Genomic DNA, 17471 nt, shown 5'->3' on the forward strand with positions numbered 1-17471 from the left:
CCTGTGATGTGTCTGATCACGGCGGAGTGGTCCAGTTCGGGCTAGCTAGACAATCAACTCTTAGCAAGCCCAACCGTCCCGCGCTGAAGCGTGTGAAGTAAATCAGCCCCGGAAATAGTGCCGCAAATCGATGAATCGACCGAATGCTAAACTGATATAAACATCGAACACCTTCTCAGTCATAAGATTTATAGTGGTTTAATCATGAATTGGCTCGACCACCACCCCGACGATCTCATCGAACGCTTCGAACCTGCCGATGCCTTAGCTTTATTGCGTCAGCAGACAGCACTGACCCTAGAGCAAATGGGCAAGCTGGACGCCTATCTCCACCACTGGTCACTGGTGCTTATGCAGCGAAGCAATGACCCAGAGGGCGTTCAGGAGATGCTTTCTCTCAGCGAGATTGCTCAAGACTTGACGCCCCAAGACATGCAGGGCACCGGCATGAAGCAACGTTGGAGTGGCTTTGAGGACCTGCTAGAAGGTAAGCGCCGCCATCTACAGGCGGCCCGCACCCCAGCGCCGATTCAACTCAAACAGCAGGACACGATCGTGCAAATCATTCAGCAGGCTGAAAATGGGCGCGTCAAACAACTGGATTTGGCGGTGTCCTTAAAGCTGAGTAAAGGCCGCGTGAGCCAGATTCTCGGCGTGCTTGAGTCGCGCTCACTCATTACTAGGCAACGGCGAGGCAAAGAAAGCTGGGTCAGCCTTGCGTCCACTGGCGAGACGCCAGTCTCGCCAGCGCAAAAGACCGCCCACACTCCTACGCTTGAACATCTCGGAGCCAAAGTGTTTTCACGAGCAGCTTGATAAGGACCTTCCCCGTGCGCCCAGCCATCATTAGTTTTTACAGCTACAAAGGCGGCGTAGGACGCACGCTGCTGGCCGCCAACATGGCAGTCGCGTTGGCTCGCGAAGGAAGAACCTTGTTGTGGGATATGGACGTAGAGGCACCTGGGCTACACAACATCCAAGCCCTACGCAACAAGGGGGCGATCAAGGCCGGGTTCTTTGACTGGCTGCTTGACTGGCAAAAGAACAAGCTTCGGTCTCCAGGTGCCCAAGACCTAGAGAGGTTCAGTAAGCTGGTTCAACCTACACCGTTCACCCAGCTTTCTATCTTGCCCGCGCATGGTGATGACGCTGATGCGGCAGCACTGTATTTCGGCATTGACTGGGGCCATCTGCTCGGCGGCAACCCTCCGCCAGGTCGGGACGTATTCACTGAACTGTTTGACCACCTAGGGCGCGAAGGCTTTCGCCATGTGCTGATCGACACCCGAACCGGCCTGACCGACCTCGGTGCCTTGCTGGCCGGTGCACTGCCCGACGCTACCCTGCTTGTAGGCGGTTATGGTCGGCAGAACCTGCGCGGTCTGGGTCGTGTGTACAAGGCGCTTTCTTCACTAGACCGAACGATTCGCCCCAGCGACACCGACTTGCGCCTTTTCCCGGTGGCATCACCAATACCCCAGGACGACGCTGACAAAGTGGCCGCTGGCCGCAAACTGTGGAGCGAAGCCTTTGGCGTCGCTGATCTGGCTTCCGTTCGAGAAGTACGCTTCGACACGGCCCTCCCTTTTAGCGAGGCCTTGCTCATCACCCAAGCCGAGCGGGGGGTCGCCAATGACTACGAACGTATCTACCGCGACCTTTCGCAATTCATCGACACCCTGTTCGCAGCAGAAGCCTCAGAACAAACCGAGCAAGCATCGCGCCCCGACATCTTTGATCGCAACCCCAACGACCCGCGATCTTCCCGCTCCGACAAGGGGAAACGCTTCGAAGACAGGGTAGCAGACCTATTACGCCTGCTGGGCTACAGCGTTGAGCGCGAACAGCTAATCGGAGCCGACCGCGTAGACCTCGTCGCCCGCATCGAATCGGGCCTAGACACGCTGACTTACTTCGTCGAGTGCAAGGACCACAAGAGTGCGGTCACCAAAGAGGTTGTAGACCTACTGGGCCTGTGGCTCAGGAAGGCATCGGCGCAGTCGCTTCACGCAAGAGGTATGGTGGTGTCTAACGCCTTCTCACCCGCTGCGCTCGCCAGTGCCAAGGACCTAGGCATCAGCACCGTCACCCTACAAGACCTAGAGCGCCGCCTGCTCGATTTTGATAAGTACCTGTTCCAGTTGGTGGCCGACTTTGAACAAACCCCACTGGCCGCCAGCTACGTGACCCAGCGCAGCCAACCTGAGCGCTCGCGCGTGGCTAGAAAATTCTCACCAAGAGCGGCCGAAACCGAGGAAACTGATCGACCCATTATCGAAGATCTCGTTGCGCATGGCATCGAGTGGGCACATGGGCGCGACAGCCGCCTTTGGGTCTTGTTAGGTGACTACGGCACGGGCAAGACGGCCCTCACTGAAAAGCTAGCTTATGAGTTGGCAAAGCGTGCCATGGTCGACAGGACTTCTCCGATACCACTGCGAATCAGCTTGCGCGACTTTCCCAACAAGGTGAAGCTTGAAGAGCTGCTCGCTGAACGTTGGCTGCAGGCTACCGGTCAGAGAAAAGATCCACGCATTCTTCTGCACCTGATTCAGCGCGGCCGTATCGTGCTGCTCTTCGATGCTTTCGACGAAATGGGCATAGCAGCGGCCGGGCGCAGCGTAGTCGAGCAATTTCGCATGTTGGTAGGCATCACCGCAGACCCCGGCGACACAGCCATTGGCAACCGTGTGCTCATTACGTGTCGCGAACAGTTCTTCAAAGATCATGGCGACGCGCTGAAGGCCGCTGCGGGCGAGCAGGACCGCATTCCTTCTTCCCCACTGCAAGATGTGGCGCAGCGTTTCGACGGTGCCATCCACACCGTCGCCACCTTTACACCCGAGCAAGTACGCCAGTTCCTGATACAGCGCCTAGGCGAAGCCAAGGGTCAGGAAGCGCTGAACTTCTTGGAGGAGCAGCGCATGCTGGAGTTGGGCGACCGACCCCAATTGCTCGATATCATCATCGCCAGCCTGCCCGCTCTAAAGGAGCGCCAAGCGCGCAGTGGTGAGGCAATGAGCACCGGCGCGCTGTACCAAACCTACACCAATAAGTGGCTCGACGACTTTAAGCCTGCCGAGCGTCAGAGCAGCAGCGACATGCTGCGCAGTGTGCTCGAAGAATTGGCTTTCTTGTTGTGGCAACGGGTGGGTAACCGCATCCACTACGGTGACCTATTCTCCCTGGTGAAGCAGCGGGTGGACCTGCGTGGCCCACTCGACCCAAACCAGCTCGACGTGGAGTTGCGCACCGCCGCTTTCCTCTCGCGTACACCCGACGGACTGTACGGCTTTTCGCACCGAAGTTTTCTGGAATATTTTTTGGCACGGCGCATCGAGCGTTCAGTCTGCGCATCGAACACACATGATGCAATCGAAACGCTTGACATTCCCCGCCTGTCCCCCGAAAGCTGCAGCTTCCTACACGACTTGGTTCCAATCAGCGATAAGCCTCGCCGCGGGGCATTACAAATGGCCGTTAGAAAGGTCTTGACGCCAGACGAAGAAGTTGCACCGGCTGCGTCGCGAGTCAATGCCCTACTGCTTGGCCATCACCTTGCCAACCTAGAGTCAGGGGATTTCGACGGTGACCACGAGTCAATGAAGGGCTGGATTCCCGAAGCGGCGAATCTCGCCGGACTTGACCTCAGCGAACTGCCATTGGCTTATTTAGCTGCGCGGGGTGCAAACCTGCGCCACAGCAATCTCAAGCGTTGCCAGCTATGGAATGCCGATCTGCGCGGCGCATGGCTGGAGCAGGCTGACCTGCGCCACGCCCTACTTGCAGGCACGGATCTGACGGGCGCGCACCTACCGTACGTTGACGCCAGCGATTGCAACGCCCAACGGGTGGTATTGACGCAGGCCAACGCCAACAGCTCAGTCTGGCTGAACGCAGAATTGCAAGGTGCGAAGCTGCACGACTCCGATTTCAGCCACGCTGATCTTCGCGCGGCTGAACTGAGCTGGAGTGAGGGAACGCCAAAGCTTGACGGAGCTAGGACTCAGGGCCTTACGGCTCGGCATGCTGTAGGCTGGCCCGTAAACACCGCGCAGCTGACCACCCCACCCTTGCCCCACCTGGCTCTTGCTCCTGAAGCTTTCCACGTTGACTCAGCTAATGCGGTGGCCTTCAGCCACGATGGCCGCCAAATCGCCAGCGGCAGCGATGACGGCACGTTGCGCCTATGGGATGTCGCCAGTGGCCAGCCCGTGCGCGTCATGCAAGGCCACCAAGGCGGGGTTCTGTGCGTAGCCTTCAGCACCATTGGTCACCACCTTGTTAGTGGCGACGGCTATGGCACGATTCGCCTGTGGGAAGTCAACAGCAAGCTGCCTTTGCGCGTCATACGCGGGCAGCGGGGAAGTGTCCGCAGCGTGGCTTGCGAACCAAATGGCAGCATGATCGCCAGCGGCAGCGACGACGGCACTCTGTCTCTTTGGGACGCAGCCAATCCTCAGTCCGTTCGGGTAATCGAAGGGCACAAGAGCCGGATCCAAAGCGTAGGCTTTAGTCCCGATGGTCGCTACATCGCCAGTGGCGATGCTGACGGGAAACTGTGCCTTTGGGAGGCTGCGAGCAGCTTGCTGGTGCGTGTTATCGAAGGGAACAAGGGCTGGGTATGGAGTGTGGCCTTTAGTACCGACGGCAGCCAGGTCGCCAGTGGTGGCGACGACGGCACACTTAGACTGTGGGACGTTGCGACCGGTCGGCTGACTCGCTTCATGGAAGGGCACCATGGCTGGATCCTCAGCTTGGCCTTTAGCCCCGATGGTCGCCAGATCGCCAGCGGAGGTTTGGACGGTACTCTTCGCCTGTGGGACGTCGCCAATGCTCTGCCCATTCGCGCCATCGAAGGGCACAAGGGCCGGATCCAAAGCGTGGCCTTTAGTCCTGATGGTCGCCACATCGCCAGTGGCGACGACGACGGAAGACTACGCATTTGGGAGGCTGCGAACGGCCAGCCGGTCCGCGTCATCGAAGGGCCTGAGAGCTGGATCTCTAGCGTTGCCCTCAGCCCCAATGGTCGCCAGATCGCCAGTGGAGGCGGCGACGGCACTTTGCGCCTGTGGACTACCACCAGTGGGCAGCTCGTGCGTGTCCTGGAGGGACACAAAGGCTGGGTCAAGAGCGTGGCATTCAGCCCCGATGGTCGCCTGATCGCCAGTGGCGGCGGCGACGGCACTTTGCGCCTGTGGGACACTGCCAGCGGCCAGTTGGTGCGCCAAATGAATGGAAATCAGGTTCTGATCCTCAGCGTAGCCTTCAGCCCCGACGGCAGCCAGATCATCGCTGGCGGCTTCGATGGCACAGTGCATCAATGGAGCGCCACGAGTGGCCATCCTGTGCGGGTAATGAAAGGGCACAAACGCTGGTGTCATTGCATTGCCTTCAACCCAGACGGCAGCATGATTGTCAGCGGCAGCCGCGATGGCACGCTGCGCCTGTGGGATAGCTCCAATGGTTTGGCCACTCGCATCATCAAAGCAGACGCAAGCCAGATCCTAAGCGTGGCTTTCAGCCCCGATGGCCGACAGATTGCCAGCGGCGGAGAAGACGGGTCGATGCGCTTGTGGGATGTTGCCGATGGCAAGCTCGTTCGCGTCTGCATAGGACCCCTAGGAGTAGTCGAATGCGTAGCCTTTAGCCCAGATGGTTCCCAAATCGTAAGTGGCGGAGGAGGCGGCACACTACAGCTGTGGGACACCACCAACGGACAACTCGTGCGCACAATAGAAGGGTGCAATGGCACCATCAAAAGTGTAGCCTTCACCCCCGATGGTCGCCAGATTGCTAGCGGCGGGAACGACGGCACGATTCGCCTTTGGGATGTGGAAGGACATGAGCTGCTGCGGCTGCGTGGCGGAGCATCATCACTCGGGCTCTGGACGGTATCGCGCACCGAAGCTAGCCCGCAGCCGCCCGCGTCAGCTTGGAACTGGGTGAGCCTGGACTTTCGCAGCGATGCGCGCGGCTTGTGGGGAGGCCAAGGCAATCTTCTGCGTTCCGTACGGTATGTCGATACGTCGGAACAGGTCAGGCCCTGGCCGTGGATACCGCGCTATTGGTGCGCGAGCGATGTGCCCGAATTGCAGGCCAACACTGCCGATCCAGCGCGAGCTGCCGACGAAAAGTCGCCAAAACCCCGTCGGCGCCCACCACGCAAAGCCAAGGGCTAACCTAAGCACATCTTCCTCCAGGAACCGCCGCTTTATGAGCCCACCTGATGACGCGTGTGACATCTTCAACGCGGCAAGATGACATCGCCACCAACACGGAAGGCCCCGCTGCCTCGGCGCGCCGAGTTGCCAGCCCGAGGGCTCGGACGCGACAGCACCTCGGCATCACGCTCGCTCATTTGCGCTTAGCCCGCGGGTGGGCCGCGTCGTAAACCTTAGCAAGATGCTGAAAGTCCAGCCGGGTGTAGACCTGGGTGGTGCTGATGTTGGCATGGCCCAGCAGCTCTTGCACGGCGCGCAAATCTCCGCTGGACTGCAGCACATGCGAGGCAAAGCTGTGGCGAAGCATGTGCGGGTGCACCGAGGTGGGCAAGCCAGCATCCAAGGCCAAGCCCTTCAGGCGCAGGCGGATGGCGGCATCACTCAGGCGCTGGCCGCGGCGGCCCACAAACAAGGCGGGCTCGTGCGCAGGGGCCAGGGTGTCGCGCACCGCCAGCCAGGCCTGCAGCGCGGCCAAGGCCGGGCCACCCACGGGCACGCTGCGGCGCTTGCTGCCCTTGCCCAGCACATGGGCGGTGGCGTCTGGCACATCGACCCAGCCTTTGGCGCCGGGGCTAGCCTGGGCGTCTAGGCCCACCAGCTCGCTGATGCGCAGGCCGCTGCTGTAGAGCAGCTCAACGATGGCATGGTCGCGCTGGGCCAGGCGCTCATCGCCGTCTTCACGTTCATGGCTGGCCAAGGCGACGGCTTGGTCCACCGACAGGGCCTTGGGCAAGGGCTTGGCGGCTTTGGGGCCGCGCACGCCTTCCACCGGGTTCAGGCTGACGCCGCCCTCCTGCCCCCACCAGCGGTAAAAGCTGCGCCAGGCCGACAGCTCCAGGGCCAAACTGCGCGCGCCTAAGCCTTGGCCATGAAGCATGGCGCTAAAGCGCCGCACATGGGCGGGCTTGAGCAGGGCGATCTCCAGCCCGTGCTGCTGGGCCAAGCCCAACAGGCGTTGCAATGCGGTTTGGTAGAGCACCAAGGTGCGCGGTGCCAAACGGCGGCTGACTTGCACATGCTCCAAGTAGCGGGCCATGGGCGCGGGCCAGGGCAGCAGCGCCCCGCCCGGGGCCGACATCAGCGCGTCAGGCGGGGCCGTCACGCTGTGTCGCTCTGGGCTCAGGGGAGCAAGCGGGCCAGGGCAGCGCTGGCGATGTCGCCAATCTGCTCCAGCAGCTCGACACCCATGTCAGATTGATAACGCAGAGCATCAGGCGATCCCAGCGCCAGCAGGCCAAAGCACTGCGCCGCCGTTTTGCCCACGCGCAATGGCACCAGGGCCATGGACTGCACGGGGACCTCGGGCTCAAACCACGACGCCGCCTCAAAACCGGCATTCAAGCCACAGTAAGGCATGGTCAAACTGGCCGCAAAGGCCTTGGCGTCATCTGTCACTGTCTGGCTCAAAGCCAGGTCGGCATGCTCTGGTGCCAAGCCCCAAACGCGCAGCGCAACTTGGGGGACGAGGAACTCGTTCTTCAGGCCGTCCACCAGTGCGGCTTGCAGTGCTGTGGCTTCGCGGGCCAGCAGCATGGTGCAGGTCCAGCGGTGCAGACGGCCACCCAGGGCTTCGTTATCTTGGCCAGCACGGATCACGTCCATGAACTTGCGCTCCATGCCCTTGATGCGGTCGCGCAGCATCTCGATCTGCCGCTCTTGCAGCGACACGGCCCGCACACCGTGCGGGCTGACCAACTGCACCGTGGAGAGCAGTTGCGCATGGCGCTCAAAGAACGCCGGGTTATTGGCCAAGTAGCCCGCGATGTCGTCTTCAGTGATACCGGACACGCCGGTGGGGGAGGTGCTCACAGCTCGATCTCTCCTTGGTAAACGGTTTGGGCGGGGCCGGTCATCATGACCGGCTGGCCAGGGCCTGCCCATTCAATGCGCAATTGGCCGCCACGGGTTTGCACTTCGACAGCGGCATCGAGCCAGCCCAGGCGAATGCCGGCCACCACGGCAGCGCAAGCCCCGGTGCCGCAGGCCAGGGTTTCGCCAGCATCGCGCTCATAAACACGCAGGGCGATTTGGTCGCGCGCCAGCACTTGCATAAAGCCCACGTTGACGCGACGGGGGAACTGAGCATGGGATTCGACGATGGGCCCTAACTCGGCCACCGGAGCGAGCAGCACATCGGCCACCCGCATCACGGCATGGGGGTTGCCCATGGACACCAGCACCACCTCGGCCATGCGCCCATCGGGCAGTGGCAGCGGCCACACGTCCATGCCGTTTTTCGGGATCGGGCTCAACGCCAAAGGGTTGAAAGGCAGGTCGGCTGGGGCAAAGGCAGGCTCGCCCATATTGACGGTGACACGGCCATCGGGCGCTTGGCGCAACTCCAGCAGGCGGTTCACCGTCTCGACGCGGATCACCTCTTTGTCGGTCAGGCCTTGCTCGCGCACATAGCGCACAAAGCAACGTGCGCCATTGCCGCAGTGCTCGACCTCTTCGCCGGTGGCGCCGTTGTAGATGCGATAACGGAAATCGACATCCGGTTTGGCAGAGGGCTCCACCACCAAAATTTGGTCGGCACCCACGCCAAAGCGGCGGTCGCCTAGGCGCTGGAGTTGTTCGCGCTGCAGGGTGAGCGGCTGACGGGTGGCGTCCAGCACCACAAAGTCATTACCCGCCCCCTGCATTTTTGTGAATCGAATGTGCATGGGCTGATTATCGACGCTCACTCAATACAGCCGTGGCTCGCCCGGCGGGCGGGTCTTGAAGCGGCGATGCACCCACAGGTATTGGGCCGGCATTTGGCGCACCTCGGTCTCTATCCAAGCATTGATGAAGCGGGTGTCGGCCAGCTCGTCGCCACTGGGGTAGCCGTGCCAGGGTGGCAAGAAGCGCACCCGGTAGCCTTGCCCGCCGGGCAGGAACTCAGACACAACGGGCTGCACCGTCATCTTCAAGCTCTTGGCCATGCGGGCAGGGGCCAGCAAGGTGGCAGCCTCCACCCCAAAGAAGGGCACAAAGGCGGCATCGCGCAGGCCGAAATCCATGTCCGGCAGATTGAAAAACACGGCCCCGCGCTTGATGGAACGCACCAGGGGTAAGGCCCCTTCGCCGTGTCGGGAGAACACCTCGCCACCGCCAAAGCGCAAGCGGCCATGGCGCATGGCAGCGTCCAGGGTGGGGTTGCTTTGGCGCTGATAAATGGAGGCGACCCACCGCTTTTGAAACAACTGTGAGGCCACACCCGCCACGTCCAGCGCCAGGAAGTGCGGCACCAGCCACATGGCTGCGCCGGCGTGGTCTTGCGCAAAGGTCACCTCGCCTTCGACCTTGATCAGCCGCCGCAAGCGGGCCGGTGAGGCCCACCACAGCACGCCACGCTCCAGCAGGCTGCGGCCTAAGAGCGCAAAGTGTTCGCGCAGAATGGCCTCGCGCTCAGTGGGCGGCATTTCAGGCATGCACAACTGCAAGTTGCGCCGCCCAATGCGCCGCCGCGAGCCGCCCACCCGATACAGCAAAGCACCGAGCCCCCGCCCCAAGGCCGCCAACACCGACAGCGGCAGCCAGTGCAAGCACCACAGCAGGCCCAGTAAGACTTTGGCCCCCCATTTGGAGAGGGTGGACTTCATGCGCGCTCGCCCCCTGCGGCGTCTTGGCCACGTGGTTGCTTATAGCGGTGGTAACCCCATAGGTACTGCTCGGGTTTTTGCATGATGACGCGCTCCATGGCGCGGTTGATGGCGGTAGCGGCGGCCGATTGTGCCGCCTCATCGTCGCCCGTCGTCAAGGTTTCGCCCAAGGGTTCAAAGTGCATCACAAACCCTTGGCCTTTGGGCAAGCGCTCGCACCACACCACCAGCGCCTGCGCGCCGGTTTGGGTGACCAGACGTGCCGCCAGCGTCATGGTGTAGGCGTCTTGACCAAAAAACGGTGCCCATACGCCCTGGCCTTGCGGCGGGACTTGATCTGGCAGCAAGCCCACCATCTCGCCTTTGCGCAGCGCGCGCAGCATGTGGCGCACGCCGCTCAAGGCGGCGGGCACCGTGGCCAAGCCGGGGCGGGCACGAGCACCCTCTTCCAGTTCCCGCAGCAGGGCTGAGCGGGCCGGGCGGTACATCACGGTCAGCGGCCTCAAGTGGCCCCAGCGCTCGGTGATGGCGCGGGCAGAGGCTTCAAAGCTGCCCAAATGCGGCGTGAAGAACACCAAGCCTTGCTGTGAGCTCAGGGCCTGGTCTACCCATGCAGCGCCCTGCCAGCGCACCAGGCCGTCTAGGCGTTGGGCAGGCGGCATCAGCCACAGCCACAAGGCTTCGGCCACCATGCGGCCGGCCTCGCCCACTGCCGCGCGGCGCTGGGCCGAGCTTAAGCCTGCCAGGGCAGCGTTTTGGCCCAAACGGCGGCGGTAACTGGGCGACAGCGCCCAGGTCAGCCAGCCCAGGCCCGCGCCTAAAGCCTGCAATCGCGGCAGGGGCCATCGGGCCAGCCAGCGCAGGAGGGACATCATCATCTCTATAATTCTTTAATCAATCGCCGAGTTAACAGGACAACTTGCGGGGCGATGCAGGTGGTTATCAACCGATCCTGCCTGGGGTTTTCTCTTGAAAATCCCGGTCCAAATGCCGCTAAAGCGTTCGCCGCTCAATCAGGTTGCAGAGCAGGACGACGCCCTACAGTGACCCGCAACCAGATTGAAAACACATATGGCGGACGATTATCTCTTTACCTCAGAGTCTGTCTCTGAAGGCCACCCCGACAAAGTTGCGGACCAGATCTCCGACGCGATCCTGGACGCCATCTTCCAGCAAGACCCGCGCAGCCGCGTGGCCGCCGAAACCCTGACCAACACGGGTCTGGTGGTGCTGGCCGGTGAGATCACCACCAACGCGCACGTCGACTACATCCAAGTCGCACGCGACACCATCAAGCGCATCGGCTACGACAACACCGAATACGGCATCGACTACAAGGGCTGCGCCGTCATGGTCTGCTATGACAAGCAATCCAACGACATCGCCCAGGGCGTGGACCATGCGTCCGACGACCATCTCAACATCGGCGCCGGTGACCAGGGCCTGATGTTCGGCTACGCCTGTGATGAGACGCCCGAGCTGATGCCCGCGCCCATCTACTACGCCCACCGCTTGGTGGAGCGCCAGGCGCAGCTGCGCAAAGACGGCCGCCTGCCCTTTTTGCGCCCTGATGCCAAGAGCCAGGTGACCATGCGTTATGTCGATGGCAAGCCCCACAGCATCGACACCGTGGTGCTGTCCACCCAGCACAGCCCAGACCAAAGCGAGACGGCCACCAAGATGAAGGCCAGCTTCACGGAAGCCATCATCGAAGAGATCATCAAGCCCGTGCTGCCCAAAGAGTGGCTGCAAGACACCAAGTACCTGATCAACCCCACCGGACGCTTTGTGATTGGTGGCCCGCAGGGCGACTGCGGCCTGACAGGCCGCAAGATCATCGTCGACACCTACGGCGGCGCCTGCCCGCACGGCGGTGGTGCCTTCTCCGGCAAAGACCCGTCCAAGGTCGACCGCTCGGCCGCTTATGCCGCCCGCTATGTGGCCAAGAACATCGTCGCTGCGGGTCTGGCCAAGCAGTGCCAGATCCAAGTCGCCTACGCCATCGGCGTGGCCCGCCCCATGAACGTGACGGTCTACACCGAAGGCACGGGTGTCATCCCCGACGAGCAGATCGCCGCCCTGGTGAACGCCCACTTCGACCTGCGCCCCAAGGGCATCATCCAAATGCTGGACCTGCTGCGCCCCATCTACAGCAAGACCGCTGCTTACGGCCACTTTGGGCGCGAAGAGCCCGAGTTCACTTGGGAGAGAACGGACAAGGCTGCTGCGCTCCGCGCAGCAGCGGGCCTGTAAGGCCCTGAGCGCAGCGAACTTGTCGTTCTCGGGCGACGCTCATATCCGCGCAGCGGATGTGAGAGGAGACCAATGGACGGACAAGGCGCAAGCGCTGCGTGCAGCGGCCGGGCTGTAAGCCTCATACGCGCCCTCTCTCAAAGGCCTGCTCCCCGCAGGCCTTTTTCATGGTGTTGCGCCCTCGCCCCAGTCGCCAAAACCCGCCCCTTACACTTACGGATCGCCCTTCGGGGCCTGAATTCGCAACACTTTGGACCGTTTACCGACATGAAAGCAGCCACTCGCTTCCTCGCCCCTGGCCTGATCATCGCTGTCGCCGCCCTCGTTGGCGGCTGCGCTACCGAGCCTGCCGCGCCGCCCAAGCCCATGCCTGCTCCCGCACCCGCACCGGCGCCGGTAGCCCCACCTGTGGCCAAGGCGCCACCGCCCCCCACCGCGCTGCAATTGTTCGAGTCGGCAATCAGCAAGGCCGCCGCAGAAGACAACGTCTCTCTGAACAAAACCGACAGCGGCGGCCTGGTGCTGCGCGCCGGTGGCGATGGCACGTTTGCCCTGGCCAGCAGCCGCCTGAATCCCAAGTTTGCCGAGTTCTTGGACGAGCTGGCCAAGACCATGCAAGCCCACCCCAAAGTGACCGTGCTGGTCACTGGCCACACCGACAACGTGGGCAACGCCAAGAACAACGAAACCTTGTCTGCGGCGCGCGCCAGAGCCGTGATGGCTCAGCTCGTGAAGTTGGGCGTGGCCCCTGAGCGCGTGGCAGCCATGGGCAAGGGCGCCAGCGAGCCCATCGCCAGCAACGACACCGCCCAAGGGCGCGCGGCCAATCGGCGCGTGGATATCTTGGTGAGCGAAGGCGGGCGCTGAGGCCATTGGCAGCGGCTTGACTGCCGGTTACGGGTCTGGAGAAAAACTCTAGCGCTGTGCCGGCAGGGCGAGCTCATAGCAAACACTGATGGGGTCATGCACATACTCCCCAAAAGCTGGGATTCTCCGGAACCCCAAAGCCTCGTAGAGGCGCATGGCCGGCACTTGCTTGCAGCCCGTCTCCAGAACGAAACGGCAATAACCCAACTGCAAGGCTGCTTGCTCAAGATGCGCGAGCACGGCCCGGGCAGTGCCTTGGCGCCGATGCTCACGATGGACATACATGCGCCGAACTTCAGCGGTCGACTCGCTGAGCGGGCGAAATGCGCCGCAGGCCACTGGGAGGCCCCTGGCATAGGCCACGATGTAGACGCTGCGCTCGCCCAAGGGTGCATTGGTGGCTGAGGGGCTGCCGTCTGTGAACAACTCTGGGTAGAGCGCTCTTGCGTCGAGCGAGGCTTCATGCAACAGCGCCATGGCGTCTGCGCCCTGGGGATCAACGTCTTTGATGACAAGCATAGGTCAGAAACCCGCCCGCAAAAGCTTTCTCATACGGGCATTCAGCATCTCGACACCATCGATGACCGGGCGTTGATGCTGGACCACCAGAAAGCCAAAATGCTCGAAAAACGGCTGAGCCGTCACGCTCACGTCTGACGTGAGCTCCTGCAAGCCTAACCTTGCCGCTTCCGCCTCCAAGGCCTCCATCAGGGCCCTGCCTATGCCTTGCTGGGGGTGATGCCCAGACACGAAGAAGTGATCGATGTAGCCATCGCCTTGTACATCCGCGTAGCCGACCAACTCACCGTCCAACTCCGCAACAAAGGGCTTGATGCCGCGCATTCGGCGTGCCCAAAGGTCGGCGTCCACACTGGAGGGTGCCCAGGCGTGAACCTGTTCGTTCGTGTAGTCCCGGCTGGCGATCAGGTGTATCGCAGAGTGGAAGATGTTGAAGAGTTTCGGCTCTTCACCGTGATGGAAGCGGCGGATGTTCATTGGATTTGGAGGCCAAGGCCTGCACCTGTGCCGCGACTCTGCCGCGCTGCGCAGGCAGCCAACCAGCCGCATCGAGTGCGTTCGCGACCGTTCAATTCAATTGACCCTCTGCCACTGCATGCAGCGACTGATGTCACTTCTGAAAGTGCTTCTGGAGCTGCGCCAGGGTGTAGGCATTGCCTTGCATGAAGAACGCCTTCATGCGCTGCGACTCATCGTCGGCGCCAAAGCCCATGCCCACGATCCTCAGCAGAGTCTTGCCGTCCGCCGTCGGTTGAAAGTAGAGCACCGTCCACATGTCGCCGATCTTGGCCTTGAAGGGGAACTTCTCTGGAGCCTTGGCCACCTTGATGGACAACATCCTCTCCGGCTCGTAGGCAAGCACCTTGTTCTCGATGGTGCCGGGGTCGCCCAAGCTCCCATTGGGGTCATAGTGGGACCGCATGAGTCCATCTAGCTTCAGGTCTATGTCGACATGCGGCGCCAGCCAAGCCTTGAGGCCCTCAGTCGTGGTCCAAGCCCGCCAGACCTCTGCAACGGGAGCGCCCACAACGCCCTCTGCAACGATGGACTCGGCTGCCCTTGCTGGCCCCGAGAGCAGCAAGGACACGACCGTGAGGCAAAGCCAGGCGAGAGATTTCATTGGGAGTTCCAAGACGGACAAGCCAGGACAGTGGGCGCAGATTCACTGCAATGCGTGATTGACGGTGCTGGCGGTAGACCTCAGCGGCTATGCTCTTGAGGAGCCGTAACTGGGGCGCTTGCGATCGTGCTTGACGACCAGAATTTTGATGTCGTCTGAGCTGACGCGGTAAATCACTGTGAACGGAAAAACGCTCATGCTGAGGCCTCGGCGTCCGCCGAAACGCAGCGAACCAATCTCTGGATGCTGCAGGATCAGCTTAGAAACGGCCCTGAATTCGAGAACGAACCTTGCGGCAAGGGCAGCCGAACCTTCTCGCTCGTAGAACTCCGCAGCCTCTTCGAGATCACGTTCAGCGGCGGGATGAAGCGTGACCTTCATCCAGGAAAGCGCGCTTCAAGTCTTGAGAGGGCGGCATCAAGCGGCACCGCTTGAGCTGTGCCCGAGGTCAGCTCAGCCTCCCTAGCGGCAGCCATGGCGTCCCAGGCTGATTCGGCTTCTGCATCGGCATCGGCATCGAGGCTGGCGATCAGCCGGTCAAGCAGGCGCGCCCTGTCCTTGGGTGACAGGCGAAGAACTTCGGCTTGCAGCGCTTCTAGAGAAGTTGACATAGGGGCTTCGCTCAGCGAGGAAAGTTCGAGGGGCGTAGCTTGCCACAAGTCGGCGACCAGATCTGGCAGCGAAGCTCTCTCACCCCTCCATATGGCACACCACACACAGCTTATTCCCCTCGGTATCCCGAAAGTAAGCCCCCCAGTAGTGGGCATGGTAATGGGGCCGCAGTCCGGGCGCGCCTTCGTCGCGGCCACCCAGACTAAGGGCTAAGGCGTGAGCCTTGTTGACAGCCGCGCGGTCGGCCGCGAGTAAGGCCACCATCTGGCCGTTGCCGACCTGATGGGCTTCGCCATTAAAGGGCCGGGCAATGATGAACAAAGGCCGTGCGCCGCCGGGGCTGTGCCAGCCGGCCCAGGGGCGGCTGCGCTCGCAAAAGCGTTGCTCTAGGCCCAGGCATTGCATCAAGGGTTGATAGAAGGCCAGTGCCCGTTCGAAGTCGCTGACGCCCAGCATGATGTGGGAGAGCATGCTCGTTCACGCGCCTGAATCGCGCGGCTTCTCCAGCGCCGCGATGGCCGCCCTGGCCTCGTCGCCTTGCGGAATGGCGCGCCCGCTGTCGCGCCATTCCACGGCAGTTTTAAAACCTTCGGCCTGGGCCAAGCGGCGGAACCACAGGCCTTCGGGGTTGTGGCGGGTGATGCCGTCGAACACGGTGGACAGGGTTTGGGCTTGGTCCAGGCCTTGCAGTTGCACCACTTGGTTGAGCACCAGCTTGTGCATGGCCAGCATGCCGGTGGGCACGCCGGCGATGCGCAGGGCCAGGCGCAGCACTTCCGCTTCCAATTCATCCGCCGGGTGGGCGCTATTGGCCAAGCCCCAGTCGGCGGCGGTGCGGCCGTTGATGACGTCGCCGGTGAACATCATCTGCCGCGCGCGCGCAGGCCCCAGCCGATAGGCCCACATGGCGGTGGTGGGGCAGCCCCAAACGCGGGTAGGCATGTAGCCGATGCGGGCGTCGTCGGCCATCACCAGCAGGTCGCAGCACAGGGCGATGTCGCTGCCACCGGCCACGGCCGCACCGTGCACCTTGGCAATGGTGGGCTTGCGGCTGTGCCACAGGGTCATGAAGTCCTCGGTGAAGCCGCGCATGACGGGATAGTCTTGCATCGGGTCCCAGGGCGTGGCCTCTTGTTGGCAGGGGTGGTCCACCCGGCCTTGGCCAAAAGCTTGCAGGTCGTAGCCGCCGCAAAAGCCTTTGCCCGCGCCCTCAACGATGATGACGTGGATGCTGTCTTGGGCCTCGGCCCAGCGCACCGCCTGGCGGATCTCGCCGGGCATCTCGCCATTGATGGCGTTGAGCCGCTCGGGCCGGTTCAACAGCAAGCGCGCAATGCGCGGGTGCTGCGGGTCCGGCGCAATGCTCAGGGTGCTGTAGTCAGGCATAGATCAAGGCTCAATCAACTCACTCGAAATCTCTGTGTCTCAGTGTCTCTGTGGCGGTATTCAATAGACCGCTCAAGACGCAGACGCCCCACGCTCTTTGTCTTGCAGCAGGCGCCACATCACCTTGCCCGCACCCGACTTGGGCAAGGCTTGCACAAACTGCACTTGGCGCGGAGCCTTGTAGGCGGCCATGTGCTCATGGGCCCAGGTGATGATGTCTTGCTCTGTGGTTTGGCCCACCGCCTCGGCGCGCAGCACCACCACAGCCTTGACGGTCTCGCCTCGGTACTCATCGTGGGCGGCGATGATGCAGGCCTCGGCCACCGCCGGGTGCTTGTAGAGCAGCAACTCCACCTCCGACGGCCAGACCTTGAAGCCGCTGGCATTGATCATGCGCTTCAAGCGATCGGTGATGAAGAAGTAGCCGTCTTCGTCCATGCGGCCCAGGTCGCCCGTGCGGAAGAAGGCTTTGCCGTCAATCTGCACAAAGGCAGCCTGGGTGGCCGCTGGCTGCTGCCAATAGCCTTTGAAGACCATGGGGCCGTGGGTGACGATCTCGCCGACCTCGCCCACCGGCATTTCTTGCAAGGTGTCGGGGTCGACCACGCGCGAATCGACCCCAAAGAGGGGCATGCCCAGGCATTGCAGCTTGGCCCGCTCGGGCGGGTTGGCATGGCTGGGGGCGGCGGTCTCCGTCAGGCCGTAGCCTTCGGCAAAGGTCAGGCCAAACTGGTCGCGCAGGCGCTCGGCAATGGCCTGGGGCATGGCGGCGCCGCCACCGCTCAGATAGGTGTCAAGCCCCGGGAGATCATTCACACGTTTTGTGAAGAGCTTGGGGTGTGAGGCGTGCCATTTTTTCAGGGCCTCGATGGGGGTCTGGTGGTTGAGGGCGCGTTGAGGAATTCG

At 62.2% G+C, this 17471-nt stretch carries 17 protein-coding genes; 4 read left to right on the top strand and 13 right to left on the bottom strand.

Annotated elements, in window-relative coordinates:
• Positions 1–204 precede the first annotated feature (204 nt).
• A complete protein-coding gene (locus ACIQ3Q_RS20640) occupies positions 205–816 on the top strand; it encodes a helix-turn-helix transcriptional regulator (RefSeq protein WP_396271114.1) in 612 nt (203 codons plus the stop codon).
• 14 nt (positions 817–830) lie between these two features.
• Positions 831–6182 (top strand): KGGVGR-motif variant AAA ATPase, encoded by a 5352-nt coding sequence (locus tag ACIQ3Q_RS20645; RefSeq protein ID WP_396271115.1) that lies wholly within the window; start codon positions 831–833, stop codon positions 6180–6182.
• A gap of 175 nt (positions 6183–6357) precedes the next feature.
• Here ACIQ3Q_RS20645 and ACIQ3Q_RS20650 read toward each other — a convergent pair whose 3' ends face one another.
• The 5 genes from ACIQ3Q_RS20650 to ACIQ3Q_RS20670 are packed head-to-tail and all read right to left on the bottom strand — an operon-like array spanning position 6358 to position 10683.
• Positions 6358–7302, bottom strand: coding sequence for a tyrosine recombinase XerC (locus tag ACIQ3Q_RS20650; RefSeq protein ID WP_396271129.1), 945 nt, complete (start codon positions 7300–7302; stop codon positions 6358–6360).
• Between the two features lie 41 nt (positions 7303–7343).
• Positions 7344–8033, bottom strand: coding sequence for a DUF484 family protein (locus ACIQ3Q_RS20655; protein ID WP_396271116.1), 690 nt, complete (start codon positions 8031–8033; stop codon positions 7344–7346).
• Positions 8030–8887, bottom strand: coding sequence for a diaminopimelate epimerase (gene dapF, locus ACIQ3Q_RS20660; protein ID WP_396271117.1), 858 nt, complete (start codon positions 8885–8887; stop codon positions 8030–8032). Before dapF ends, ACIQ3Q_RS20655 begins: the two co-directional genes overlap by 4 nt.
• 21 nt (positions 8888–8908) lie before the next feature.
• A complete protein-coding gene (locus tag ACIQ3Q_RS20665; protein ID WP_396271118.1) occupies positions 8909–9808 on the bottom strand; it encodes a lipid A biosynthesis acyltransferase in 900 nt (299 codons plus the stop codon).
• Positions 9805–10683: a lysophospholipid acyltransferase family protein gene (locus ACIQ3Q_RS20670; RefSeq protein WP_396271130.1), complete on the bottom strand. Its 879-nt coding sequence runs from the start codon at positions 10681–10683 to the stop codon at positions 9805–9807. Before ACIQ3Q_RS20670 ends, ACIQ3Q_RS20665 begins: the two co-directional genes overlap by 4 nt.
• Before the next feature lie 196 nt (positions 10684–10879).
• On the opposite strand from ACIQ3Q_RS20670, the gene metK reads away from it, so the two are divergent.
• Together metK and ACIQ3Q_RS20680 are read left to right on the top strand one after the other, a co-directional pair.
• A complete protein-coding gene (gene metK / locus ACIQ3Q_RS20675; RefSeq protein ID WP_396271119.1) occupies positions 10880–12061 on the top strand; it encodes a methionine adenosyltransferase in 1182 nt (393 codons plus the stop codon).
• Between the two features lie 267 nt (positions 12062–12328).
• Positions 12329–12928, top strand: a complete 600-nt coding sequence (locus tag ACIQ3Q_RS20680) for an OmpA family protein (protein WP_396271120.1) — start codon at positions 12329–12331, stop codon at positions 12926–12928.
• A gap of 48 nt (positions 12929–12976) precedes the next feature.
• On the opposite strand, the gene ACIQ3Q_RS20685 is transcribed toward ACIQ3Q_RS20680, so the two are convergent.
• From ACIQ3Q_RS20685 to ACIQ3Q_RS20720, 8 genes are all read right to left on the bottom strand, one after another.
• A complete protein-coding gene (locus ACIQ3Q_RS20685; RefSeq protein ID WP_396271121.1) occupies positions 12977–13447 on the bottom strand; it encodes a GNAT family N-acetyltransferase in 471 nt (156 codons plus the stop codon).
• 3 nt (positions 13448–13450) lie between these two features.
• Positions 13451–13924, bottom strand: coding sequence for a GNAT family N-acetyltransferase (locus tag ACIQ3Q_RS20690; RefSeq protein WP_396271122.1), 474 nt, complete (start codon positions 13922–13924; stop codon positions 13451–13453).
• A gap of 133 nt (positions 13925–14057) precedes the next feature.
• Positions 14058–14567 carry an SRPBCC domain-containing protein gene (locus ACIQ3Q_RS20695; RefSeq protein WP_396271123.1) on the bottom strand — a complete coding sequence of 170 codons (510 nt, stop codon included), beginning with the start codon at positions 14565–14567 and terminating at the stop codon, positions 14058–14060.
• Between the two features lie 87 nt (positions 14568–14654).
• Positions 14655–14948, bottom strand: a complete 294-nt coding sequence (locus tag ACIQ3Q_RS20700) for a type II toxin-antitoxin system RelE/ParE family toxin (protein WP_396271124.1) — start codon at positions 14946–14948, stop codon at positions 14655–14657.
• On the bottom strand, positions 14945–15178 hold the full coding sequence (locus ACIQ3Q_RS20705; RefSeq protein WP_396271125.1) for an addiction module protein: 234 nt from the start codon (positions 15176–15178) through the stop codon (positions 14945–14947). Before ACIQ3Q_RS20705 ends, ACIQ3Q_RS20700 begins: the two co-directional genes overlap by 4 nt.
• Before the next feature lie 79 nt (positions 15179–15257).
• Entirely contained in the window at positions 15258–15650 is a 393-nt protein-coding gene (locus ACIQ3Q_RS20710; RefSeq protein WP_396271126.1) for a VOC family protein, read from the bottom strand.
• A gap of 6 nt (positions 15651–15656) precedes the next feature.
• Entirely contained in the window at positions 15657–16565 is a 909-nt protein-coding gene (locus ACIQ3Q_RS20715; protein ID WP_396271127.1) for a crotonase/enoyl-CoA hydratase family protein, read from the bottom strand.
• Positions 16566–16637: 72 nt separating this feature from the next.
• A partial coding sequence (locus tag ACIQ3Q_RS20720) for an AMP-binding protein (RefSeq protein WP_396271128.1) occupies positions 16638–17471 on the bottom strand: 834 nt, incomplete at its 5' end.

Source organism: Ideonella sp., from assembly GCF_044358605.1.
Taxonomy (GTDB): Bacteria; Pseudomonadota; Gammaproteobacteria; order Burkholderiales; family Burkholderiaceae_C; genus Ideonella.